Raw genomic sequence first — 23,534 nt, 5'->3', positions numbered from 1 at the left:
GCGGACGATTCCGCCGGTCGGCCCCGGAAAACGCGTGGCGAGACGGTGTTAGCCGCGCTTCTTCACGCCGTTTCGAAGCTTGTTTTAATCATGCGCAACGCCGGCTGTCTTTTCGGGACGAGCCGGCGTCGTGTGTTTTACTGGAACGAACCGATGCGCTTCAGATTGCTGAAGTTCATCCAGATGAAGAACGCGCGTCCGACGATGTTCTTGTCCGGCACGAAGCCCCAGTAGCGGCTGTCCGCGCTGTTGTCGCGGTTGTCGCCCATCATGAAGTAGTTGCCCGGCGGCACCTTGCACGTGACGCCCTGCGCGTTGTAGTTGCAGTTGTCGCGAAACGGGAAATCGTCCGCGCCGACGACGAACGGCGGCACCTGCGGGTTGTTCAGGATCGCGTTCTTGCGGCCGCCGAGGTCTTCCTCGAACTGTTTCGCGTAACCGATGCGCTCGTCATCGAAATAGTCGGGCAACGGCGTTTCGGGCACCGGCTTGCCGTTGATCGTGAGCTTCTTGTCCTCATACGCGACGGTATCGCCCGGCAGGCCGATCACGCGCTTGATGTAGTCGACCGACTCGTCCTTCGGATAGCGGAACACCACGACATCGCCGCGCTTGAGCGGGCTGCCGTCGGTCACCTTGGTATTGGTGATCGGCATGCGCAGACCGTACTCGTACTTGTTCACGAGGATGAAGTCGCCGACGAGCAGCGTCGGAACCATCGAACCCGACGGAATCTTGAACGGCTCGATGATGAACGAACGCACCACGAAGACCGCCAGAATCACCGGAAAGAAGCTCGCCGTGTATTCGAGCCACCAGGGCTGACGCAGTTTGTCGTCGCGCAGACGGGCGCGCGTCTGCGCCGCGTTTTCATCGGCGAAACGCTCGCCGACGCGTTCCTGCTGGCGGTCGAATTCGACCACCGCGGCCTCGGCGGCGCGACGCCGCTGTGGCAGGAACACCAGCTTGTCCAGCGCCCATGCAATACCCGTCAAGACGACGAGAATCAAAAGAATCAATGCGAAATTCATCAATCGCTTCCGGTTGTTATCGTTGTTTGCCTTGCGGCGCCCGCATCACTCGTCGACGCGCAGAATCGCCAGGAAAGCCTCTTGCGGGATTTCGACCGAGCCCACCTGCTTCATGCGCTTCTTGCCGGCTTTCTGTTTCTCGAGCAGTTTCTTCTTGCGCGAGATGTCGCCGCCGTAGCACTTCGCGAGCACGTTCTTGCGCAGCGCCTTGATGTTCTCGCGCGCGATGATGTTGGAGCCGATGGTCGCCTGAATCGCCACGTCGTACATCTGCCGCGGAATCAGCTCGCGCATCTTCGACGCGACTTCGCGGCCGCGATGCTGGCTCTGCGAACGGTGCACGATGACCGACAGCGCGTCGACCTTGTCGCCGTTGATGAGCATGTCCACCTTGACGACATCCGCCGCGCGATATTCCTTGAACTCGTAATCCATCGACGCATAGCCGCGCGACGTGGACTTCAGACGGTCGAAGAAGTCGAGCACGATTTCCGCCATCGGAATTTCGTAGGTCAACTGCACCTGACGGCCGTGATACTGCATGTTGGTCTGCGAGCCGCGCTTGGCCGTGCACAGCGTGATGACCGAGCCGACATATTCCTGCGGCATGTACAGGTTCACGGTGACGATCGGCTCGCGCACTTCCTCGATCTTCGACGGCTCCGGCATCTTCGCCGGGTTCTCGACCATGATGGTCGTGCCGTCGCGCTGCTCGACCTCGTAGATCACCGTCGGCGCGGTGGTGATGAGGTCCATGTCGAATTCGCGCTCGAGGCGTTCCTGCACGATTTCCATATGCAGAAGGCCGAGGAAGCCGCAACGGAAACCGAAGCCGAGCGCCTGCGACACTTCCGGCTCGAACTGCAGCGAGGCGTCGTTGAGCTTCAGCTTTTCGAGCGATTCGCGCAGCGCGTCGTACTGATTCGCCTCGACCGGATAGAGACCCGCGAACACCTGCGGCTTCACTTCCTTGAAGCCCGGCAGCGGCTCGGCGGCAGGACGATTCGCGACAGTGACGGTATCGCCCACCTTCGCGGCGGTCAGTTCCTTGATGCCCGCGATCACGAAGCCCACCTGCCCCGCCGACAACTGCGCGAGATTCGTCGACTTCGGCGCGAACACGCCGACGTGCTCGACCGGGTATTGCGCGCCGCTCGCCATCATCTTGATCTTGTCTTTCGGCTTCAGCGTGCCGTTGACGATGCGCACCAGCATCACGACGCCGACGTAGTTGTCGAACCAGGAGTCGATGATGAGCGCCTGCAGCGGCGCGTCCGGATCGCCCTTCGGCGGCGGCACTTTCGCGATCAGCGATTCGAGCACGTCCTCGACGCCCAGACCCGTCTTCGCACTGCAATGCGTCGCGTCGGTCGCGTCGATGCCGATCACGTCTTCGATTTCGGCAATCGCGTTTTCGGGATTCGCGGCGGGCAAGTCGATCTTGTTGAGCACCGGCACGACTTCGACGCCGAGTTCGATGGCCGTGTAGCAGTTCGCGACGGTCTGCGCCTCGACGCCCTGCGACGCATCGACGACGAGCAGCGCACCTTCGCACGCGGACAGCGAACGGCTGACTTCGTAGGAGAAGTCGACGTGCCCGGGTGTATCGATCAGGTTGAGGTTGTAGACCTTCCCGTCGCGGGCCTTGTAGGTCAACGCCGCGGTTTGCGCCTTGATCGTGATGCCACGCTCGCGCTCGAGGTCCATCGAATCGAGCACCTGCGCTTCCATCTCGCGGTCGGACAGGCCGCCGCACAACTGGATGATGCGGTCAGCGAGCGTCGATTTGCCGTGATCGATGTGCGCGATGATCGAGAAGTTACGAATATGGTCCATTCAGTGCCGCAAGCCGAAAAAAGCGAAAAAGGCGCGCCCTCACCCATGCGGAGCACGCCTTGAAAATTTTGGGAAAACTTCAGCATTTTAGCCGAAAACGGGTGTGCCCCGGCGGATTTCGCCCGTGCCGCCCTCACGGCTGGCGCGCACCGAGCGCCGCGTACACGGCGGGAGCATCGAGCCGGTACTGGCACAACTCGACGCCATCGAGCGTGAGCACCGGCACGCGCTCGTCATAGCGCGCCTCCAGCAGCGGATCTTGGTCGATGTCGATCCATTCGATCGCCATGCCGTGCCGCGCGGCGATCGGCTCCAGGTCGGCCCGCATGTCCTCGCAGAGATGACACCAGGCGCGCCCGTACAGGATGAAAGGCGCGCCCGAAGCCGAATTCATCCGCTTATTTCTGCGCCGGCACGCGCGGGCGCAGCGGCACGAACTGCGTGTTGTCGCCGCGACGCACGAGGATCGCGATCATCTTGCTGGCGTCCAGACCTTGCGCGACTTCCTGGAACTGCTTCGCGCTCGTGATATCCGTGTCGCCGATACGCATGATGATGTCGCCCTTCTGGAAGCCCGCGCGCGCAGCCGGTCCTTCGACGGCGTCGACCTGAACGCCGCTCGACAGCTTAAGCGCTTTCTTCTGATCGGCCGGAATGTCGCTCACCGCGATTCCGAGCGAATTGCTCGCGCGCTCCTTCGGTTGCGGCGCCTTCTTCTGCTCGGTCTTCGCGACCTTGTCCGGCTGCATTTCGGCGACCGTGATCGACAGATCGCGCGTCTGCCCCTTGCGCCAGATGGTGAGCGTGGTCTTCGTGCCCGGCTTCGTGTCGCCGACCATGCGCGGCAGATCGGTCGCGGTCTCGACGTTCTGTCCGTTGAACTTCAGGATGATGTCGCCCGGTTGCACACCCGCCTTGTCCGCGGGACCGCCCGACTCGACGCTCGACACGAGCGCGCCCTGCGCCTTCGGCAGACCCAGCGAATCCGCGACATCCTTCGTCACTTCGCCGATCGCCACCGCGATGCGCCCGCGCACCACCTTGCCCGACGTCTTCAGTTGATCGGCCACGCGCATGGCTTCATCGATCGGAATTGCGAACGAGATGCCCATGAAGCCGCCCGTACGGCTGTAGATCTGCGAGTTGATACCGATCACTTCGCCCGCCATGTTGATGAGCGGACCGCCCGAGTTGCCGGGATTCACGGCGACGTCGGTCTGGATGAACGGCAGGTAATCGCCGGTATCGCGCCCCTTCGCGCTGACGATGCCCGCGGTCACCGTGTTGTCGAGGCCGAACGGCGAACCGATCGCGAGCACCCATTCGCCGACACGCACCTTGTTCGAATCGCCGATGGTGATCGCCGGCAGATTCGACGCGCTGATCTTCACGACGGCCACGTCCGTGCGCTCGTCGACACCGACGAGCCGCGCTTTGAATTCGCGTTTGTCCGTGAGCGTGACGTAGATGGTGTCCGCATCGTCGACGACGTGCGCGTTGGTCATCACGTAGCCGTCGGTCGACAGGATGAAGCCCGAGCCGACGCCACTGCTTTGCTCCGAGTTGTCCTGGTTGTCGTCCGGTGCGCTGCGGCTGCCGCCCTTGCCCTGATCGCCGCCGTTGTTGCCGCCGCCGCCTCGCGGAGGCTGGCCGGGCATCGGAATGCCGAAGAAGCGACGGAAAAATTCGGACATGTCGCCTTCATCGAGTCCCGGCGGCAGTCCGCGCAACTCGCTGCCGGAACCGACGCGCGAGGTCGTGCGAATGTTCACGACCGAGGGCCCCACCTTGTCGACGAGCGTTGTGAAGTCTGGCAAGTTCACCGTGGGCGCCGCCGACGCAGATTGCGATACGAATGGCGCGAACGGCAGGCACACGGCGAGCGCCGCGGCCGCGATGAACTTGCGCAGCGAGAAATTGCTCATAGGAAGGCCGGGATCTGGATTACTTGGAAGGCTTGTATTCTATGGTAGAAGCAAATTGCTGCAATGTGGCTTGCGGCACTTCACCCAGCAAGGTAATCCAGAAATCCCCGCGACGCTTCACCAGTACATGCGTGGCGCCGCTATTGCCCGCGCCTTCCTTGCGCGTACTTTTCTCCACCGGCTCGACAAAGACCGAGATCGTCGCGAGACCGTCCGAGAACACGGCCTGATCGACCGGAATCGGCGGCTGGCCCTGCTGGCTCGATGCCATCGGACGGCGCAATTCGCGGATCTTGCGAAAGCCCGCGATATTCGGCGACAACTGCCAGCCCTGCGCTTCCATGTCGACCGGCTGAACGGGCGGGCGCACGATGGTCCATCCCGACGTGCTGCGGATGCCGTTCGCGATCGGCGCCTTGTCCACCGGGCCGCCGATTCGCACCTGCGAGAAAGAAAGTTGCTCGAGCACCTGACCGTCCGGGTCGAGCGTCTGTGCGCGCAGCAGCAGGCCGGTCTTCGCGTCGGCCCACAGCTTGTAGGCGAAACGATAGGAATCTTTCGGATCCAGCTCCAGAACCTGGCTTTCGATGCCGGCGACGCGGTCCGTGCCCAGGAGCTTCGGTTCGTAGACGGAGAGCACCTGATCGCCGCTCGTCGACAGGAGCGCCGGGAACGAATCCCGGTTTTGCCGATGCTCGACCACGAGCAGATGCCGCTCCGGGACGAAAGTGAACATGTCGTCGTCGTGGCGCAGCATCTTGCGCGGCGCGCCATCGAGACTTTCGAGCGATTCGTATTCCCCGTCGCCGCGCGTGGCGACATGCGTGATGCGCGACGACTGCACCGTCGCGCCGCGCTGATAGACGAACGTGCCTTCGTAATTCTGCTGCTGGGCCGCTTCATGGATGCGGTTGAGCAGAGTGGCGGCGGATTTGCGAGTAGCGGCGGGATCGTCCCCTTGCGCGAACGAGTTCGTCGCCGCTATCAACAACGCGGCTGCGCAGAACATCAACGCCGGCAACCGCCCCCAGTTTCTTGTTTTATTCAACCGCACACTCAGCATCAAATTATTGGCCTTGCGTAGTAGCCGCCGCGCGAATCAGAGGCATGGAACGAGGCATCGCGGGCTGCTGGGAAAACTGCTGATGCGCTTCGAGGTATTGGTCGAGATCCGCGTCGCGAATGATGTTCGCCTCGACGATCGGCGTGCGCGCGGTCGCCGCCGGCACGGACGCGAGCGCCACGCGCTGCATAGAATCCGCCGGTGCGACGCTCGCCACCTGCGCGCCGGAATGGCTATCTACGCCCTGCAGTTGCGGCACGACGATCCACGTGAGCGTGGCCGCAGCCGCGGCTACCGCGAAGGCCGGCATTACGCGACGGCGCAGCATGCCGCCCCGCGCTTTCGCCGCCAGGGCCGGCAACGCGGCCGGCGCGAGCACATGCGCCTCGGCTTCGAATCGCTCGGAAAATGCCGCCATGAACACGCTGCTGCGCGCCGGGCTGACCGCGAGATCGTCGGAGCGCAGGGCGTCGCCGATCAGGTGATATTCCGACCATGCGGCGCGTTCGTCGCCCTTCAGGTCCGCGAGAAACTGGCTGATGCTTCCGATTTCATCGAGCGATTCACCGTCGACGAATGCCGACATGCGCTCGCCGCGCGAACCCGCCTGTGCTTGATTTTGCATCGAGACCGACCCCATGATGCTCCCCATCTTGACCACACCCCGTTGTGACACCACCAACCCAGATATCGCGCCCTTGCCCCGAGGAGTTCCGCTGCTACCAGCGCTTGCCTTCGGGAGTGTCCAACAACGGACGCAATTTTGCCGCAATGGCTTCGCGAGCACGAAAAATTCTCGATCTGACGGTGCCGATCGGGCAATCCATCATTTCGGCGATTTCCTCGTAACTCAGTCCCTCAATCTCCCGGAGCGTGATGGCGGTGCGCAGTTCCTCCGGCAGCAACGCCATCGCGGCATTGACCGTCTGAGCGATCTGCTTGCTCATCAACATCGACTCGGGCGTGTTGATATCCCTTAGTTGGTCCGCGTCGGAGAAAGTTTCCGCTTCTTCCGCATCGGCTTCGGTAGAAGTGGGAGCACGGCGGCCCTGCGTCGCAAGATAGTTCTTTGCCGTGTTGACGGCAATCCGGTAGAGCCATGTATAGAACGCCGACTCGCCGCGGAACTGCGGCAGCGCGCGGTAAGCCTTGATGAAGGCGTCCTGGGCGACGTCCTCGACCTCGGCGGGGTCGCGCACGAGGCGCGAGATCAGTCGAATGATCTTGCGGTGGTATTTGGCGACCAGCAGTTCGAACGCGGCCTTGTCACCTTTCTGGACACGCTCGACCAACAATTGGTCGATTTCTTTTTCGCTCACCTGGGAAATCCGTTTAACTTGGGGGTGTTGCGCGGAGGGCTATTGTAGCGTTACCGCCTGTAAGGCAACCGGAACGCTCATGCGCGGTTACAGTCGTTACAGGTGGGACGCCGCGGCGCGGCGGGCCAGCACTGAAAGCTGGCGAAAGGTGTCGGCGTCGACGGAATCGGCGGCGACGATGAGCGTTTCGCGCCGCTCGCGCGCATCCACGAGCGTTAACGCGAGAAGCCTGTCGCTCCACTGCGCGCAACCCGCGATGCGCGCCTGCCGCATTTCACCGGCGCGGCTCCGGATCGCGACGCCATCGGAAAGCAGGCTGATCGCCGATGGCTGAGCGCGCATCCAGCGATACGACGCGAGCCCGAGCGTGGCCAGCGCCGCCGCGCACATCACGGCCGCCTGCCCTGCCTGCGCCGTCCAGGCGAAAACGCACTGAAACACCGACGCCCCCGCGACGCCCGCGAAGCCGGCCATCGCGCCCCGCAAGAAACGCGACGGCCGCAGCGCGACACATGTGTCACGATGCGGCCGGTCCACACACACGCTCGCCATATCGATCCCCGTGACGACGAGCGCGCCGTGCTCAGTGACGCTTGAAGACGAGCGAACCGTTCGTGCCGCCGAAGCCGAACGAATTTTTCACCGCCACGTCGATCTTCATCTCCCGCGCGGTGTTCGCACAGTAGTCCAGGTCGCACTTCGGGTCCTGGTTGAAGATGTTGATGGTCGGCGGCGACACCTGGTTGTGGATCGCCAGCACGGTGAACACCGACTCCAGGCCGCCCGCGCCGCCCAGAAGGTGGCCGGTCATCGACTTGGTGGAGTTCACGACGACCTTCTTCGCCTGATCGCCGAGCGCGCGCGTGATGCCGATCGTCTCCGCGATGTCGCCGAGCGGCGTCGACGTGCCGTGTGCGTTGACGTAGTTCACTTCGTCGGCGTTGACTCGCGCGTTCTTCATCGCGTTGACCATCGCGCGGCGGCCGCCGTCGCCGTCTTCCGGCGGCGCGGTCATGTGATACGCGTCGCCGCTCATGCCGTAGCCGAGCACTTCCGCGTAAATCTTCGCGCCGCGCTTTTTCGCGTGCTCGTACTCTTCGAGCACCATCACGCCCGCGCCTTCGCCGAGCACGAAGCCGTCACGGTCGGTGTCCCACGGACGGCTCGCCGTCGCGGGATCGTCGTTGCGCTGCGACAGCGCGCGCGCCGCAGCGAAACCGCCGATGCCGAGCGGGGAAACCGTGGCTTCCGCGCCGCCTGCGATCATGACGTCGGCGTCGCCGTATTCGATCAGGCGCGATGCCTCGCCGATGCAGTGCAGGCCGGTGGTACAGGCCGTGACCATCGACAGGTTGGGGCCTTTAAGGCCGAAGCGGATCGACAGATGGCCGGAGATCATGTTGATGATCGACGCCGGCACGAAGAACGGCGAGATACGGCGCGGACCGCGATTGAGCAGCTCGGTCTGCGTGACTTCGATCATCGGCAGGCCGCCGATGCCCGAGCCGACCACGACGCCCACGCGCTCCGAATTCTCGTCGGTGATTTCCAGGCCGCTGTCCTGCATGGCCTGGACGCCCGCGGCGAAGCCGTAATGGATGAAGGTATCCATATGGCGCGCCTCTTTGGCGGGCATGTAGTCTTCGATATTGAAGCCCTTCACCTCGCCGGCGAAACGCGTGGAAAAGTTCGTCGCGTCGAACTTCGTGATATTGGCGATGCCCGACTTGCCCGCGACCAAATTGGCCCAGCCGTCGGCAACAGTATTGCCGACAGGCGAAACGAGCCCCAGGCCTGTAACAACAACTCGACGACGGCTCACGGTAACCCCTTATCCATAGAATGACGAAAAACAAAAGCCACAGCGGCCACAGGAAACCGCCCTGTGTGCCCTGTGGCTGTCAAATCGGTTTGCAGCGACGAAGCATCAAGCTGTTTGAGCGATGAGTCGCTGGCGCGTCCGGCCTCAGGCCTTGACGTTCGCGCGAGCGTAGTCGATCGCCTGCTGAACCGTGGTGATCTTTTCGGCCTCTTCATCGGGAATTTCCATGCCGAATTCGTCTTCCAGCGCCATCACGAGTTCGACCGTATCGAGCGAGTCAGCGCCCAGATCGTTCACGAACGAAGCTTCGTTCTTGATTTCGGCTTCCGCCACGCCCAGTTGTTCGGCGACGATCTTCTTCACGCGCTGTTCGATGTTGTCCATGCAGCCCTCCGAGGGGAAAAAAGTTCAAAAATACGAGTGCGCGCATTTTATCAGGTTTGGACCCGCAAAATACGACGCGTCAGTTCCATGCTCCGCCGTCCGGTGCGCTTCATCAAGTGGGCTGCCGGTGGCTTTTGCATCGATTCTTCACTGCCGCGCGAAAGCGGTGCGCACGATGCTCTTTTGAGCATTTTGCGCGCCCGTCCCGGCGCGGATATTAAGCGAAATTCAGCGAAATGCCTATTAAGGCCTTACATGTACATGCCGCCGTTCACGTGCAGCGTCGTGCCGGTGATGTAGCCGGCGGACGGCGACGCCAGGAACGCCACAGCATGCGCGATATCTTCGGGCGCGCCCAGTCGGCCGAGTGGTATCTGTGCGGTGAGCGCGGCGCGCTGCTCGTCGGGCAGAACCTTGGTCATGTCCGTGTCGATGAAACCCGGCGCGATGCAATTCACGGTGATGCCGCGGCTGCCGATTTCACGTGCGAGCGCGCGCGTCATGCCGGCGACGCCGGCCTTCGCCGCCGCGTAGTTGGCCTGCCCGGGATTCCCCGACGAACCGACCACCGACGTGATGTTGATGATGCGGCCGCCGCGCGCCTTCATCATCGGGCGCAGCACCGCGCGCGACAGACGAAACACGGCGCGCAGATTGGTATCGATGACGGCGTCGAACTCGTCGTCCTTCATGCGCATCGCGAGCTGATCCTTCGTGATGCCCGCGTTGTTGACGAGCACGTTCAGCGCACCGAACTCCTTCACGATGCCGTCGATGAACGCGTCGCCCGCGGCATCGTCGTTCACGTTCAGCACTGCGCCGCGGCCCTTGCCGCCCGCCTGCTGCAACGCCTCGCTGATGCTGGCCGCGCCGCTCTCGCTCGTCGCCGTGCCGATGACGGTTGCGCCCTGCCTGGCGAGTTCGAGCGCGATCGCGCGTCCGATGCCGCGCGACGCGCCCGTGACGATTGCTACCTGGTTTTCCAGATTCATGTTGTTCATCCTTACCCTGCGATCAGTTTGCGCGTTTCTTCGAGCGACGCCGGATCGAAGATCGAGCCGCCGACGAGACTGCCGTCGATGCGCTTCGTCAGGCCCGCGAGCACCTTGCCCGGACCGCATTCGATGACGTGCGTGACGCCGTCTTTCGCCATCGCCTGCACGCATTCGACCCAGCGCACTGGACCGGCGGCCTGACGCACCAGCGCGTCCTTGATCGCGGCGGGATCGGAAACGATCGCGACATCGACGTTATTGATCAGCGGAATCTGCGGCGCCTTGATCTCGACCCTGGCGAGATAGTCGCGCAATTGATCCGACGCGGGCTTGAGCAGCGACGAGTGAAACGGCGCGGAAACCGGCAGCGGCAGCGCGCGCTTCGCGCCCTTCGCCTTCGCTACTTCGCATGCCTTCTCGACGGCCGCCTTCGATCCGGCGATGACCACCTGCGCGGGCGCATTGAAGTTCACCGCTTCGACGACACCCGCCGCCGATGCTTCGGCGCAGACGGCGCGCACGGTGTCGTCGTCGAGACCGAGGATCGCCGCCATGCCGCCTTCGCCGACCGGAACCGCGCTCTGCATCGCCTGCGCGCGAAAGCGCACGAGCGGCACCGCGTCCGCGAACGCGAGCGCGCCTGCCGCGACGAGCGCCGTGTATTCGCCGAGGCTGTGACCGGCGACCAGCGCGGGCTTCAGACCCGCTTCCTGTTCCCACACGCGATAGATCGCGTACGCCGCCGTCAACATGACGGGCTGCGTGTTCGTCGTCAGATTCAGCTCTTCCGCCGGACCTTCGGCGATGAGCTTGCCGAGATCCTGGCCGAGCGCGTCGGAAGCCTGCTGCACGGTGTCGCGCACGACGGCGTGATCGGCGAATGCGTTGAGCATGCCGATCGATTGCGAGCCCTGTCCGGGGAAAACGAACGCAAATTTCATATCGTCCTCGTTGATTGGAATGATCCGCGATGTCGTCGGTGTCTGCGCCCGTGCCACGCGCGCATGCAGCGCGCGGCGGTCACGGTGACGAAGGGATCAGTTGCGAATGAGTAGAGGGAATCGATAAACGATCAGTAGCGGATGACCGACGCGCCCCACGTGAAGCCGCCGCCCACGCCTTCGATGAGAATGTTGTCGCCGCGCTTGATGCGGCCGTCGCGCACCGCGACGTCGAGCGCGAGCGGAATCGATGCCGCCGACGTATTGCCGTGCTCGCCGACCGTCACGACCATGCGCTCGGCCGGCAGACGCAGTTTGCGCGCCGTGCTCTGCATGATGCGGATATTGGCTTGATGCGGAATCAGCCAGTCGATGTCTTCGGGCGTGAGCTGCGCCTTGTCGAGCGCCTCGAGCGCGACCTTTTCGAGCACGTTGACCGCGAGCTTGAACACGGCCTGCCCGTCCATGTGCAGGAACGCGCTGCCTTGCACCACGCCGCCGTTCACGTTGCCCGGCGTGCAGAGGATGTCGGAATAACTGCCGTCCGCGTGCAACGCGCTCGACAGCACGCCCGGCTCTTCGGACGCCTGCAGCACGACCGCGCCCGCGCCGTCGCCGAACAGCACGCACGTGGTGCGATCGTTGAAATCGAGGATGCGCGAGAACGTCTCCGCGCCGACGACCAGCGCCGTGCGATTCAGGCCGCTGCGAATGAAGCTGTCCGCCGTCGCGACGCCGTACGCGAAGCCGGAGCACACGGCTTGCACGTCGAATGCGGCGCCGTTGTTCTTGATGCCCAGTTTGTTCTGCAGCAGGCACGCGGTGCTCGGGAACACGAAGTCCGGGGTGGACGTCGCGACGATGATCAGATCGATCGCCTGCGGATCGATGCCCGCCGCTTCGATGGCCTTTTGCGACGCGATGAGCGCGAGATCGCTCGTGGTTTGATCCGGAGCCGCGAAGTGGCGCGCGTGAATACCGGTGCGCGCGACGATCCATTCGTCATTCGTCTCGACGCCCTGCTTCGCGAGACGGTCCGCCAGATCCTGATTCGTGACACGCTCGGACGGCAGATAGCTGCCCGTGCCCAGCACGCGAGAGTAAAGATTGGATTGAGCCATTATGCCTTCGAATGTAGCGCAGTTCCGGACTCGCCCGGCGGGTTCGGCTGCGAGTTTGGCTGTGAAGCGGCCTGCTGGATGGATGGATCCGCAGCCGCCGACGCGTGAACGCTCGCGTCCGCCTCGCGCGCGGCAGGGGCGTTCTCTTCCATCGCGCGCACCAGGCGTTCGAGCACGCCATTTTTGACGGCATCATACCCGCGTTTGATAGCCCACTCAAACCCGAAGGCCTCGGCCGAACCGTGACTCTTGATGACGAGCCCGCGCAGGCCGAGCAGCGCCGCGCCGTTATATTGCGCGGGGTCGACTCGCTTCTTGAAACGCTTGAGCACGGGCAGCGCAACCAGCGCCATGAGCTTGGAGGCCAGGTTGCGGCTGAACTCTTCCTTGATGATGTCGGCGAGCATCTTCGCGAGACCTTCGGAGGTCTTCAACGCGACATTGCCGACGAAACCGTCGCACACGACGACATCGGTCGTGCCTTTGTAGATGTCGTTGCCCTCGACATTGCCGTAGAAGTTGAGCGTGCTAGCGCGCAGCAACTCGCCCGCGCGCTTGATCGTTTCGTTGCCCTTGATGACTTCTTCGCCGATGTTGAGCAAACCGATGGTGGGCCGCTCGCGGCCTTCGATCGCCGACACGAGCGCGTGGCCCATCTCGGCGAATTGCAGCAGATGCTCGGGTTCGCAATCCACGTTGGCGCCGAGATCGAGCACGGTGGTGTAGCCCTTCTGGCTCGGCATCGCGAACGCGATGGCAGGACGCTCGATACCGGCGAGCGTCTTCAGAACGTAGCGGGACACCGCCATGAGCGCGCCGGTGTTGCCGGCGGAAATGCAGGTCTGCGCCTCCCCCTCTTTCACGAGGTTGAGCGCGACGCGCATCGACGAATCTTTCTTTTTGCGCAGCGCGACTTCGACCGGGTCGTCCATCGCGACGACTTCGCTGGCGGGTACGACAGTCAGACGCGACTCGTCGAGCGCTTTGCACTTCTTCAGCTGAGCGCGAATGGGCTGCTCGAGACCGACGAGCATCAGGTGCGCGTCGGGATGCGAGCGCACGAAATTGACGGCAGCGGGAACGGTCACGGCCGGACCGTGGTCGCCTCCCATGCAGTCGATGGTTATCTTTACAGTCATGGAACGCGACGAATTTCGGACACAAAAAAGCGGCAGTGAAATGCCGCCTTCTCGTCGTACCGGGAAAGTATCAAGAGCGAGTTGCGCCCGCGTGCCCGCCGAATGGCTCCGGCGGACGCATCAGGCGTCAATGAACGCTTAGTCGTTCTTCGTCTTGATGACTTTCTTGCCACGATAGTAGCCGTTCGGGCTCACGTGGTGACGCAGGTGCACTTCGCCCGTGCTCGGCTCGACAGCCAGCGGAGCCGTCGTGAGGAAGTCGTGGGAACGGTGCATGCCGCGCTTCGACGGCGACTTCTTGTTTTGCTGAACTGCCATGATTACTCCAGAAAAATTTTGCGAATTCTAACACAGCCCGATCCGCCGACAGCCCTCGGCCGTTCGGCCATCGGGTGCGCACATCGCGCCACCAGTTTGTTGCGTGCTACAAAACCATTTCAGTGCTTCTTGTCGTCCGGACCGCCCTGCTTGAGCTTCTCCAGCACGGCAAAAGGATTCGGCTTGTCGGCCTCGTCCGTCGCACTGCTTTCGTCCGGCTCGTTGTCCGCCTCGCCCGGGAGCAGGCTTTCGTGTGTCTCGGGACACACGTTGTGCTTGGGCACGAGCGGCAAGGACAACAACAACTCCTCTTCGATCAAGTCGACGAGATCGAACTGGCGCGAGCCTACGATAACTTCGACTTCATCGTCGTCGAGCGGAAATTCGTCCGCCTCTTCCTCCGTCGCCACGATCCGATACGTCGCATCGACATCGAGATGCTGCGAATACGGCTGAAGGCAGCGCTGACACGTGAGCCACACCGAACCGTGCACCGCGAGACGCAGATAAGGCTGCGGCGCCTCCGTGCCGTCGTCCTGCAGTTCCGGCTGGGTCGAGCCCTCGCCTTGCCAGGTGAATACGGTATCGCGATCTGGCACATCCGCCGGCACTTCGGCTAACATGCGCGGCATCTGCGACGCACGTAGCGCGCCGGCTGCTTGCCTGCCGCTCTTGGCGAATTCGTAGATGTCGAGCGCGCGCAGATCCGCGGGGCTCACAGGTTTGCCAGGATTCTGAGTCATGTGCGCTCCTGCTTGGCCTTGCTTGGGTTAGTGCTACGGGTGAGTGCTCAGTATGCACCGCGATGCAGCTTCGATGCAGACGTGGCTTGCCCGAATTTGCATCGAGCCGGCGTTCGTGCTTCGTTCGTGCTTCGTTCGTGCTTCTCAGCCGCTTTCTCGACCCGCTATGTGCCCGCTTTCCGCGTGTTCCAGCTTCATCGGCGGCGAGCGCATGAGGTTCGCCTGCGCACGTACCGATGAAAAGCCCAAAATCATATCGGCTTTGTTCTTTCGAGTCAAATACTTAAGGGCTGAAGTGCAGCCCGTCTTTTTTACATCCATTTTTGCCGGATCCGTTCCATGCCCGACGCTTCGAAAACGCCGCCACGCCTGATTCTGGCGTCCAGTTCACCTTATCGGCGCGAGCTGCTCGGGCGTTTGCGCATTCCGTTCGACGCCTTCTCGCCCGATATCGATGAAACCCCGCTCGACGGCGAGACGCCCGAGGCGACGGCCGTGCGGCTGTCGATCGCCAAGGCGCGCGCCGCGGCCGGGAAACTCGGCGACGAGCGCGCCGGCGCACTCGTGATCGGCTCCGATCAGGTCGCGACCTTCGACGGCCAGCAGATCGGCAAGCCCGGCACGCATGAGAAGGCCGTCGCGCAACTTCAGGCGATGCGCGGCCGCAGCGTCGAATTCCATAGCGCGCTCTGCCTGTTCGACAGCCGCACGGGCCACGTGCAATCCGCCGATATCGTCACGCGCGTGCGATTTCGCCGCTATTCGGACGCGCAGATCGAGACCTACCTGCGCGCCGAAACGCCGTACGACTGCGCCGGCAGCGCCAAGGCCGAGGGCCTCGGCATCGCGCTGCTCGAAGCGATCGAGTCCGACGACCCGACTGCGCTGATCGGTTTGCCGCTCATCGCATTGACCGGCATGCTCGTGGACGCCGGCTATCCGATTCTGGGGGCAGCATGAGCGGCGTTCTCTACCTGATCCCGAATACGCTCGGCGAAGGCGATGCTGCCGCGCTCGCGCACGTCCTGCCCGAACCGGTGCGCGCGCAGGCGGCCGCGCTCGCCTACTACATCGGCGAAAACGCGAAAACGACGCGCGCGTTTCTGAAGAAAGTCGGCACGGAGCGGCCGATTCAGGAAATCGAGGTGCGCGAGTTGAACGTCAACACGCCACCGGCCGAGATCGACAAGCTGCTCGCGCCGATCCTCGCCGGCACGGACGCCGGTCTCGTCTCCGAAGCCGGCTGCCCCGCCGTGGCCGATCCGGGCGCGCTGCTCGTGCGGCGCGCGCACCAGCGCGGCGTGAAGGTCGTGCCCTTCGTCGGACCGAGTTCGATTCTGCTCGCGCTGATGGCCTCGGGCATGAACGGCCAGAGCTTCGCGTTCAACGGATATTTGCCGGTCGATGCCGGCGAGCGTGGGAAGCGTCTGCGCGAGCTGGAGCAACTGTCGCGCAAGGCCAATCAGACGCAGATTTTCATCGAGACGCCCTATCGCAACCGCGCGATGCTCGACACGCTCATCGCCTCTTGCTCGCCGTCGACGTTGATCTGCGTCGCGGTCGATCTGACGCTGCCGGCCGAAACCATCGTCACGCGCACGGCGGCGGAGTGGAAGAAACAGGCCGCGCCGGACCTGCACAAGCGCCCGGCGATCTTCCTCTTGCTGGCGTCGTAGCGCTCAGCGCAACTGGAGTTTGCCGCCGAGCGTGAGCGCACGCACGGCGGCGTCGCCCACGGACGCGCCGAAGCGCCGCACCACACGCTCGCTGATGCTCTCCTTCTGCGTGTAATCGACGATGTCCGGCTGCTTGATGACCTCGCGCGCCACGTAGCTGGCGTCGCCGAAGCCATCGGCGAGACCGAGTTCGACGCTCTTCTCGCCGGTCCAGAACATGCCGGAAAAGAGCTCCGGATCATCTTTCAGGCGTTTGCCGCGGCCGAGCTTCACGGCGTCGATGAACTGCGTGTGGATCTGATCGAGCATTTCCTGCGCATGCGCGTTCATCGCGGGCGTTTCCGGCGAGAACGGATCGAACGCGCCCTTGTTCGCGCCCGACGTATGCATGCGACGCTGAATGCCGAGCTTGTCCATCAGCCCGGTGAAGCCGAAACCGTCCATCAGCACGCCGATCGAGCCGACTATGCTCGCCCGGTCGACGTAAATCTTGTCCGCCGCCGCGGCAACGTAGTAGCCGCCCGACGCGCACATGTCGTCGACAACCACGTACAGCGGCGTCTTCGGATATTTCGCGCGCAACCGCCGGATCTCGCCATTGATGATGCCCGCCTGCACCGGACTGCCGCCCGGACTGTTGATGCGCAGGATCACACCCGCCGTGTTCTCGTCCTCGAACGCGCTCTGGAGCGCCTCGTCGATGTTGTCGGCGCTCGCGTCGCTGTTCGCGGAAATTTCGCCCTGCAGGTCGACGAGCGCCGTGTGTTTGCCCGCCTTCGCGACGCGGTCGCCGGTGAAATCGAACACGCCCCACGCGATCAGCGCGATGACCCCGAGGAACACGAAGCGAAAGAAGATGCGCCAGCGACGCGCGGCGCGCTGCTCGCGGATGGCGGCGAGCGCGATACGTTCGAGCGCCTCGCGCTCCCAGTTGTCGTCACGGCGCGGCGGAAGGTTGTCGGACATGCGTTATGGGTGTGTAAAGAAGAAATCAGGCGGGACGCAATGCGTCGTCGGGAAGCCAGAAGACGGCGCGGCCTTCCGGCGTGTCGCGCTCTTCGACCGTCAAGGCCCGCAGGCGCGCGCCGCGGCACGGACCGCCGACGCACTTGCCGGTATCGGGTTCGTAGATCGCGCCGTGCGTCGCGCACATCAAGTATAGGCCCGAGCTTTCGAAGAACTGTCCCTCGTTCCAGTCGAGCTCCATCGGCACGTGCGCGCAGCGGTTCAGATAGCCATACGGCTGCCCGTCATAGCGCACGAAAAAGACCACGGCATCGCCGCTCGCCTCCGCCGCCGGAACACGCACGCCCGCGCCGCCGTCGACCAGTTCGTCCGATGCGCACACGCGCACCGCCTTATCTTGCAAGTCCGGCACAGGCTCCGTCATGCGTGCTCCCGCAGCCAGCCGGCCAGCGACGCGACGCTATCGGCGCAGAACTGCGGCTTGAGCGCCGCGAGCGAATCGGCCGGATGCGCGCCGTAGCCGACGCCGATGCCCGCCGCGCCCGCATTGATCGCCATCTGCAGATCGTGCGTCGTATCGCCGATCATCACGGTACGCTCGAGATCCTGGCCGAGTTCGCGCGTAAGCTCCTGGAGCATCGCGGGATGCGGCTTCGAGAATGTTTCGTCCGCGCAGCGCGTGCCGTCGAAAAGGCTCGTGAGCCGCGATTCGTCGAGCGCGCGATTCAGCCCGACGCGACTCTTGCCGGTCGCGACGCCGAGGAAATAGCCGAGATCGCGCAGTTCCTGCAGCAGCTCGCGCACGCCGTCGAAAAGCTCGGTCCTCTGGCCCATCGTCAGGAAATGCACGCGATAGCGCTCGGCAAGGCGCGGATAGTCGGACGGATCGAGCGTCGGCGCGCAGATTTGAAGCGCGTCCCTCAGGCCGAGGCCGATCACGTAGCTCGCGGATTCATCGGCGGGAACCGGCAGTCCGAGGTCGCGGCACGCGGCCTGGATGCTGCGCGTGATGTGGGCGGTCGAATCCATCAGCGTGCCGTCCCAGTCGAAAACGATCAGATCGAATTGCTGCCGCGCCATTTACTCTGTCTCTCGGTTTTTCAGTTGTTCGATGAAGCGCTTGCATTCGACCGGCAGCGGCGCTTCGAATTGCAGCGGCTCGCCCGTCGCCGGATGCGTTATCTTCAGACGATATGCGTGCAAGAACATGCGCTTGAGCGACGGTTTCGCGCTCGGACGCGCCAGTTCTTTATTCAGGGCGAAATCGCCGTACTTGGCGTCGCCCGCGATCGGCAGGCCGATGCTCGCCATGTGCACGCGGATCTGGTGCGTGCGGCCGGTCTTCAGTTCCGCCTCGACCCACGCGTAGTCGCGCCAGCGCTCGATCAGATTGAAGACCGTATGGGACGGCAGACCATTCTCCTGGATGCGCACGCGCCGCTCGCCGTCCGCCGCGACGTACTTGTGCAGCGGCGCCTTCACGATGCGCCTGCGGCCCCAATCGCTCGGCCAGTCGCCGTGACCGAGCGCGTAGTAGCGCTTGTCGACGCGATTTTCCCGAATCTGCTCGTGCAGGCCGACGAGCGCGGCGCGCTTTTTGGCGAGCATCAGCACGCCCGACGTCTCGCGATCCAGCCGATGCACCAGTTCGAGGAATTTCGCGTGCGGCCGCGCATTGCGCAACTGCTCGATCACGCCGAACGCGACCCCGCTGCCGCCATGCACGGCGACGCCGGAAGGCTTGTCGATGACGATCATGTGGTCGTCCTCGAAGAGAATCGGGAACTCGGCCGCGGGTGCGTTCGACGACACCGGCGCTTCGTCTTGCTGCGCGATGCGGATCGGCGGCACGCGCACGAGATCGCCCAGTTCGAGCCGGTACGCCGCGTCGATGCGGCCCTTGTTCACGCGCACTTCGCCGCTGCGGAGAATGCGGTAAATATGGCTCTTCGGAACGCCCTTGCAGACGCGCAGCAGAAAGTTGTCGATGCGCTGCCCGGCGGCGGTTTCATCGACTTCGATCATCGAGACCTGTTCGCTTGCGACCTGTTTATGGGATGTTTTGCCTAACTCATTCATTCTGAATATAATTTGCGAGCAGCCTGAAAAGGTCGACGCTTAAGATCAAGCAACGGCCGAGATTGATCAGACTGTATAGGTGCAAGCGATAAACCATCATTTTACTTGCGCCCAAGGTCGGTTGCTCACCCGGAAAATCGAGAGCAACGAGTTGCACGCACGGCGATATCACCGGCAAGGACGGCGCCCACAGGCGCGTTCGGTCGAGTCGATCGCCGACGGTAACGGATTTTTGGTCAAAAAGAATTTTATCGGCGAGAAGCGACGGCGTCCGGCAAGCAAAACCGGAAGCCCGCCCGAATCGACCCTGCCATCGAGCGGGAGAAAAAGGCAAATCGACGCTCGCCGGTTTTTGCGAACAACTGCCGGCGAAAACCGCTGCTGCGCTGATTTCTGCGAAGCGCGACAACGCCGCAAACGAGGCGAGACACACGGCCGCGAGCCGACGGGAGCAACAGAGCCCGCGGCCGCGCCGGCGCGGCATGGCAGCAAAGAGGATCGGTCACGAAGCATCGCGCCGGTTTGCGCGAGACCGCTCTTCCCCGCCGCCGCCGTTGGGAGGAATCAGGCTCTTTGCAAGAGCGCCGGCGGATTCGGCGCGTCCATTTTGAGACGCGGAGCCGCGGCGCCGCCGTTCATCCTCGCCACGGGCCGCGCGGCACATCGAGCGCCTCGCAGTTGTTTCGCATGAGCCCCACGGCGCGGCTGCCCCAATTCGGGCGCCGCAGCCTGCTTTCGGCAATTCTCCCGCCAGAAATCCCGCTCCAGCGTGCTTTGTGACAACACACAAAAAAGCGTGGCACGCCCACCTTCCCGCTTCGCGCGCGTGACGTTCGCACGTCACCGACGCCGATTCGCACGACGAGGGAGGACGACAGCCGCTCTGGAGCCGTTTCATGAAACGCATGCTGTTTAACGCGACGCAGCAAGAGGAATTGCGCGTCGCCATCGTAGATGGGCAGAAGCTCATCGACATCGACATCGAAACCGCCGGGCGCGAACAGCGCAAAGGCAACATCTACAAAGGAGTTGTGACCCGCATCGAGCCCTCGCTCGAAGCCTGCTTCGTCAACTACGGCGAAGACCGCCACGGTTTTCTGCCGTTCAAGGAAGTCGCCCGCCAGTATTTCCGCGACGGCGTCGAGATGCGCTCCGCGCGCATTCAAGATGCGCTGAGGGAAGGACAGGAACTCATCGTTCAGGTCGAGAAGGAAGAGCGCGGCAACAAGGGCGCGGCGCTGACCACGTTCATCTCGCTGGCCGGCCGTTACCTCGTGCTGATGCCGAACAACCCGCGCGGCGGCGGCGTCTCGCGCCGCATCGAAGGCGACGAGCGGCAGGAACTGCGCGAAACCATGGCGCAGCTCGAACTGCCGGAAGGCATGAGCATCATCGCGCGCACGGCGGGTATCGGCCGTTCGGCGGAAGAGCTCCAGTGGGATCTGAACTACCTGATGCAACTGTGGCGCGCGATCGAAGCCGCGTCGCAGAGCGGCGTCGCCGGCCAGCCGATGCTGATCTATCTCGAATCGAGCCTCGTCATCCGCGCGATTCGCGACTACTTCCAGCCGGATATCGGCGAAATCCTCATCGACACGACCGAAATCCATGATCAGGCGCGCGCCTTCATGGATATCGTGATGCCCGACAACCTCTCGAAGGTGAAGCGCTATCACGACGACGTGCCGCTCTTCTCGCGCTTCCAGATCGAGCATCAGATCGAGACGGCGTACTCGCGCACGGTGCCGCTGCCTTCCGGCGGCGCGATCGTGATCGATCACACCGAGGCGCTCGTCGCCATCGACGTGAACTCGGCGCGCGCGACCAAGGGCGCGGACATCGAGGAAACCGCCACGCGCACCAATCTCGAAGCCGCCGACGAAGTCGCGCGCCAGCTTCGCCTGCGCGATCTCGGCGGCCTGATCGTGATCGACTTCATCGACATGGAGTCGGCCAAGAGCCAGCGTGAAGTCGAGCAGCGCCTGAAAGACGCGCTCAAGCACGACCGTGCCCGCGTACAAATGGGCAAGATTTCGCGCTTCGGCCTGATGGAGCTGTCGCGTCAGCGTCTGCGTCCGGCGCTGTCGGAAGGCAGCCACGTCACGTGCCCGCGCTGCAACGGCACGGGGCACATCCGCGATACCGAATCGTCCGCGCTGCAAGTGCTGCGGATCATTCAGGAAGAAGCGATGAAGGAAAACACCGCGGCAATCCATTGCCAGGTGCCGGTCGAGGTGACCGCCTTCCTGCTGAACGAAAAGCGCTCGGAAATCAACAAGATCGAGTCGCGCTTCAAGGTCAATGTCGTCCTGATTCCGAACAAGCATCTCGAAACGCCGCACTACAAGCTGGAGCGTCTGCGTCACGACGATGCACGTCTGGACGACCCGCGCGCATCGTGGAAGATGGCCGTCGAAGCGGCGAGCGAGCTCGAGTCGGAAACCGGCTACAGCAAGCGCACCGAGGAAGTGAAGCCGAAGCAGGAAGCGGCCGTGAAGGGCATCACGCCCGAGAAGCCGGCGCCGACCGCGCCGGTCAAGCCCGCGCCTGTCGAGGCCGCGCCGGCGCCCGCGCCCGTGCCCGCGAGCGGCGGATTCATCGCCTGGATCAAGAATCTATTCGGCATTCAGCCGCAGCAGCAACCCGCTCCGGCGCCGGTCGAAGCGCAACCGGCCCCGCGCGCGCCGCGCGAGCGCGGTGAACGCACGGGCGGCGGCGATCGCAACCGCAATCGCCGTGGCGGTGCCACCGGACGCGAAGGCGCGGCTGCTGGCGCTGCGACGGTCGGCAACGGCGCCGCGCGCCAGGGTGGTCGTCGTGAGGACCGCGATGCGCGCGGCGGCCGTGAGGGACGTGAACTGCGTGAAGTTCGCGAACCGCGTGAAGCTCGTGAACCGCGTGAGGCTCGTGAACCGCGTGAGGCACGCGAGCCGCGCGAAGCACGTGAACCGCGCGAGGCGCGCGAACGCAACGCGGAACGCGCCGCACGTCCGGAAACGGCCGAGCGTCAGGAACGCCGGGAGCGCCCCGATCGTGGCGAACGCGGCGAGCGTGGTGAACGCACCGATCGCGCGGAACGTGGCGAACGCCGCAAGCCGCAACCGGAAGCCGCTGTCGAAGCGCTGACGCAAGGCGAAACGGTGCCGTCGGAATTCGTCGAAACCGCACAAGCCAATGCAGATGCACAACAGGCCGGCATCGACGCGGCATCCGATCAGGCCGCCGCGCGCGATGGCGAAGAGCGTCGTCGTCGCCGTCGCGGTCGTCGTGGCGGCCGTCGCGAGCGCGATGAAGATGGCATGACGGTCAATCACGCAGCCGACGTCGCTGAGGCCGAAGGCTCCGCGGAAAGCGTTTCGGCCCAAGCCGGCGTATTCGATGCGGAAGCCGCGCAGGAAGCGGCGGCGCGTCGTGAGAGCCGTCCGGCCGCACCGCAACCGGTCGCGCCGCCGACGGAACAGCCCGTCGCTCAGCCGTTCGAAGCAAAGCCGCTGGAGCAAGCGCCCGCCGCGACCGAAGCAGCACCGGTTGCCAAGGCAGTCGAAGCCGAGCCGTTCGAACTGAAGGCGCAAACGCCCGAGCCGACGAACTTCGATCTCTTCGCCAAGCCCGCTCCGGCGCCGGCGGTCGAGAATCCGTTCGGTCCGTCGCCGACGGTCGTCGAAGCGGCGACGGCCGATCCGTTCGCGCCCGCCGCGACCGAAGAGCCGAAGCCCGTCGAAGTGGCCAAGCCCGTCGAAACGGTGCCGGCGTCCGTCGAGCCCGTCGCGGCGGCTGAGCCCGCCGAGATCGCAGAGCCGGTGAAAACGGCTGCGGTCGCGCCGACGCCCGAGGCAACGACCATCGAACCGGTGAAACCGGTCGAAAGCACCGAAGCGCAAGCGCCCGTCGCTGTCGTCGCGGAGCCGGTGAAGTACGCCGCACCTGCCGCACCGGCAACGTCGACGCCGATCGCCGTCGAAGCCCTTCAGCCGATGCTGGAACGCGCGGGCCTCGTCTGGGTGAACACGGACGAAGGCAAGCTGCGCGACGCGAACGCCGCCGCCGCGCGCGAGCCGGCTGCGGTGCGCGTGCCGCGCGAGCGCAAGGCGCTCCCGCCGGTCGACCCCACGCCGATGCAGCAAGTGGAAACCAGCAAGCACGTCCACTGAGCGCGCGACCGGTTCGCTTCGGCGG

Annotated in this window: 25 protein-coding genes; 3 read left to right on the top strand and 22 right to left on the bottom strand. The window is 64.0% G+C overall.

Annotated features, from left to right (window positions below):
* Positions 1-137: 137 nt before the first annotated feature.
* The 17 genes from lepB to U4Y90_RS09960 form a co-directional block, all read right to left on the bottom strand.
* On the bottom strand, positions 138-1,031 hold the full coding sequence (gene lepB / locus U4Y90_RS10040) for a signal peptidase I (protein ID WP_321794417.1): 894 nt from the start codon (positions 1,029-1,031) through the stop codon (positions 138-140).
* A gap of 45 nt (positions 1,032-1,076) precedes the next feature.
* The gene (gene lepA / locus U4Y90_RS10035) at positions 1,077-2,867 is read right to left on the bottom strand and encodes a translation elongation factor 4 (RefSeq protein ID WP_321794416.1); all 1,791 of its coding nucleotides are present in this window, start codon (positions 2,865-2,867) and stop codon (positions 1,077-1,079) included.
* Between the two features lie 133 nt (positions 2,868-3,000).
* Complete coding sequence (locus tag U4Y90_RS10030) at positions 3,001-3,261, bottom strand: glutaredoxin family protein (RefSeq protein ID WP_321794415.1); 261 nt, start codon at positions 3,259-3,261, stop codon at positions 3,001-3,003.
* A gap of 4 nt (positions 3,262-3,265) precedes the next feature.
* Positions 3,266-4,792: a DegQ family serine endoprotease gene (locus tag U4Y90_RS10025; protein ID WP_321794414.1), complete on the bottom strand. Its 1,527-nt coding sequence runs from the start codon at positions 4,790-4,792 to the stop codon at positions 3,266-3,268.
* A gap of 19 nt (positions 4,793-4,811) precedes the next feature.
* Complete coding sequence (locus U4Y90_RS10020) at positions 4,812-5,855, bottom strand: MucB/RseB C-terminal domain-containing protein (RefSeq protein WP_321794413.1); 1,044 nt, start codon at positions 5,853-5,855, stop codon at positions 4,812-4,814.
* Between the two features lie 4 nt (positions 5,856-5,859).
* Positions 5,860-6,495, bottom strand: a complete 636-nt coding sequence (locus U4Y90_RS10015) for a sigma-E factor negative regulatory protein (protein ID WP_321794588.1) — start codon at positions 6,493-6,495, stop codon at positions 5,860-5,862.
* A gap of 79 nt (positions 6,496-6,574) precedes the next feature.
* Positions 6,575-7,174 carry an RNA polymerase sigma factor RpoE gene (gene rpoE, locus U4Y90_RS10010; RefSeq protein ID WP_008342103.1) on the bottom strand — a complete coding sequence of 200 codons (600 nt, stop codon included), beginning with the start codon at positions 7,172-7,174 and terminating at the stop codon, positions 6,575-6,577.
* Positions 7,175-7,270: 96 nt separating this feature from the next.
* On the bottom strand, positions 7,271-7,726 hold the full coding sequence (locus U4Y90_RS10005; protein ID WP_321794412.1) for a protein YgfX: 456 nt from the start codon (positions 7,724-7,726) through the stop codon (positions 7,271-7,273).
* Between the two features lie 31 nt (positions 7,727-7,757).
* Positions 7,758-8,996 (bottom strand): beta-ketoacyl-ACP synthase II, encoded by a 1,239-nt coding sequence (gene fabF / locus U4Y90_RS10000; RefSeq protein WP_321794411.1) that lies wholly within the window; start codon positions 8,994-8,996, stop codon positions 7,758-7,760.
* Positions 8,997-9,140: 144 nt separating this feature from the next.
* Entirely contained in the window at positions 9,141-9,380 is a 240-nt protein-coding gene (gene acpP / locus U4Y90_RS09995; RefSeq protein WP_004197638.1) for an acyl carrier protein, read from the bottom strand.
* Positions 9,381-9,631: 251 nt separating this feature from the next.
* Positions 9,632-10,372: a 3-oxoacyl-ACP reductase FabG gene (gene fabG / locus U4Y90_RS09990; protein WP_321794410.1), complete on the bottom strand. Its 741-nt coding sequence runs from the start codon at positions 10,370-10,372 to the stop codon at positions 9,632-9,634.
* A gap of 11 nt (positions 10,373-10,383) precedes the next feature.
* The gene (gene fabD / locus U4Y90_RS09985; protein ID WP_321794409.1) at positions 10,384-11,316 is read right to left on the bottom strand and encodes an ACP S-malonyltransferase; all 933 of its coding nucleotides are present in this window, start codon (positions 11,314-11,316) and stop codon (positions 10,384-10,386) included.
* A gap of 131 nt (positions 11,317-11,447) precedes the next feature.
* A complete protein-coding gene (locus tag U4Y90_RS09980) occupies positions 11,448-12,437 on the bottom strand; it encodes a beta-ketoacyl-ACP synthase III (protein ID WP_321794408.1) in 990 nt (329 codons plus the stop codon).
* Positions 12,437-13,576, bottom strand: coding sequence for a phosphate acyltransferase PlsX (gene plsX / locus U4Y90_RS09975; RefSeq protein ID WP_321794407.1), 1,140 nt, complete (start codon positions 13,574-13,576; stop codon positions 12,437-12,439). The genes U4Y90_RS09980 and plsX overlap by 1 nt, the downstream gene beginning before the upstream one ends.
* A gap of 138 nt (positions 13,577-13,714) precedes the next feature.
* A complete protein-coding gene (rpmF, locus tag U4Y90_RS09970) occupies positions 13,715-13,894 on the bottom strand; it encodes a 50S ribosomal protein L32 (RefSeq protein ID WP_035501683.1) in 180 nt (59 codons plus the stop codon).
* A gap of 119 nt (positions 13,895-14,013) precedes the next feature.
* On the bottom strand, positions 14,014-14,637 hold the full coding sequence (locus U4Y90_RS09965; protein ID WP_321794406.1) for a DUF177 domain-containing protein: 624 nt from the start codon (positions 14,635-14,637) through the stop codon (positions 14,014-14,016).
* A 144-nt stretch (positions 14,638-14,781) separates the two neighbouring features.
* Positions 14,782-14,958 carry a hypothetical protein gene (locus U4Y90_RS09960; RefSeq protein WP_321794405.1) on the bottom strand — a complete coding sequence of 59 codons (177 nt, stop codon included), beginning with the start codon at positions 14,956-14,958 and terminating at the stop codon, positions 14,782-14,784.
* 18 nt (positions 14,959-14,976) lie between these two features.
* On the opposite strand from U4Y90_RS09960, the gene U4Y90_RS09955 reads away from it, so the two are divergent.
* Positions 14,977-15,597, top strand: a complete 621-nt coding sequence (locus U4Y90_RS09955; RefSeq protein ID WP_321794404.1) for a Maf-like protein — start codon at positions 14,977-14,979, stop codon at positions 15,595-15,597.
* Entirely contained in the window at positions 15,594-16,313 is a 720-nt protein-coding gene (locus U4Y90_RS09950; RefSeq protein WP_321794403.1) for an SAM-dependent methyltransferase, read from the top strand. The genes U4Y90_RS09955 and U4Y90_RS09950 overlap by 4 nt, the downstream gene beginning before the upstream one ends.
* 3 nt (positions 16,314-16,316) lie before the next feature.
* Here U4Y90_RS09950 and U4Y90_RS09945 read toward each other — a convergent pair whose 3' ends face one another.
* Genes U4Y90_RS09945 through U4Y90_RS09925 form a run of 5 tightly spaced genes read right to left on the bottom strand, consistent with a single transcriptional unit; the run spans position 16,317 to position 19,791 of the window.
* Positions 16,317-17,279 carry a S49 family peptidase gene (locus U4Y90_RS09945; protein ID WP_321794402.1) on the bottom strand — a complete coding sequence of 321 codons (963 nt, stop codon included), beginning with the start codon at positions 17,277-17,279 and terminating at the stop codon, positions 16,317-16,319.
* Positions 17,280-17,304: 25 nt separating this feature from the next.
* A complete protein-coding gene (locus U4Y90_RS09940) occupies positions 17,305-17,703 on the bottom strand; it encodes a Rieske (2Fe-2S) protein (protein WP_321794401.1) in 399 nt (132 codons plus the stop codon).
* Positions 17,700-18,359 carry an HAD-IA family hydrolase gene (locus U4Y90_RS09935; RefSeq protein ID WP_321794400.1) on the bottom strand — a complete coding sequence of 220 codons (660 nt, stop codon included), beginning with the start codon at positions 18,357-18,359 and terminating at the stop codon, positions 17,700-17,702. Before U4Y90_RS09935 ends, U4Y90_RS09940 begins: the two co-directional genes overlap by 4 nt.
* Complete coding sequence (gene rluC / locus U4Y90_RS09930; RefSeq protein WP_321794399.1) at positions 18,360-19,358, bottom strand: 23S rRNA pseudouridine(955/2504/2580) synthase RluC; 999 nt, start codon at positions 19,356-19,358, stop codon at positions 18,360-18,362.
* The gene (locus U4Y90_RS09925) at positions 19,351-19,791 is read right to left on the bottom strand and encodes a hypothetical protein (protein WP_321794398.1); all 441 of its coding nucleotides are present in this window, start codon (positions 19,789-19,791) and stop codon (positions 19,351-19,353) included. The genes rluC and U4Y90_RS09925 overlap by 8 nt, the downstream gene beginning before the upstream one ends.
* Before the next feature lie 463 nt (positions 19,792-20,254).
* Between U4Y90_RS09925 and U4Y90_RS09920 the strand changes: the two genes are divergently transcribed.
* The gene (locus U4Y90_RS09920) at positions 20,255-23,509 is read left to right on the top strand and encodes an Rne/Rng family ribonuclease (protein ID WP_321794397.1); all 3,255 of its coding nucleotides are present in this window, start codon (positions 20,255-20,257) and stop codon (positions 23,507-23,509) included.
* The last annotated feature ends 25 nt before the right edge of the window (positions 23,510-23,534 follow it).

Origin of the sequence: Caballeronia sp. J97, from assembly GCF_905220305.1 — a bacterium.
In the GTDB taxonomy this organism is placed as follows: Bacteria; Pseudomonadota; Gammaproteobacteria; order Burkholderiales; family Burkholderiaceae; genus Caballeronia.
The sequence above is the reverse complement of the archived record's forward strand: the minus strand, read 5'-3'. Positions and strand labels throughout refer to the sequence as shown.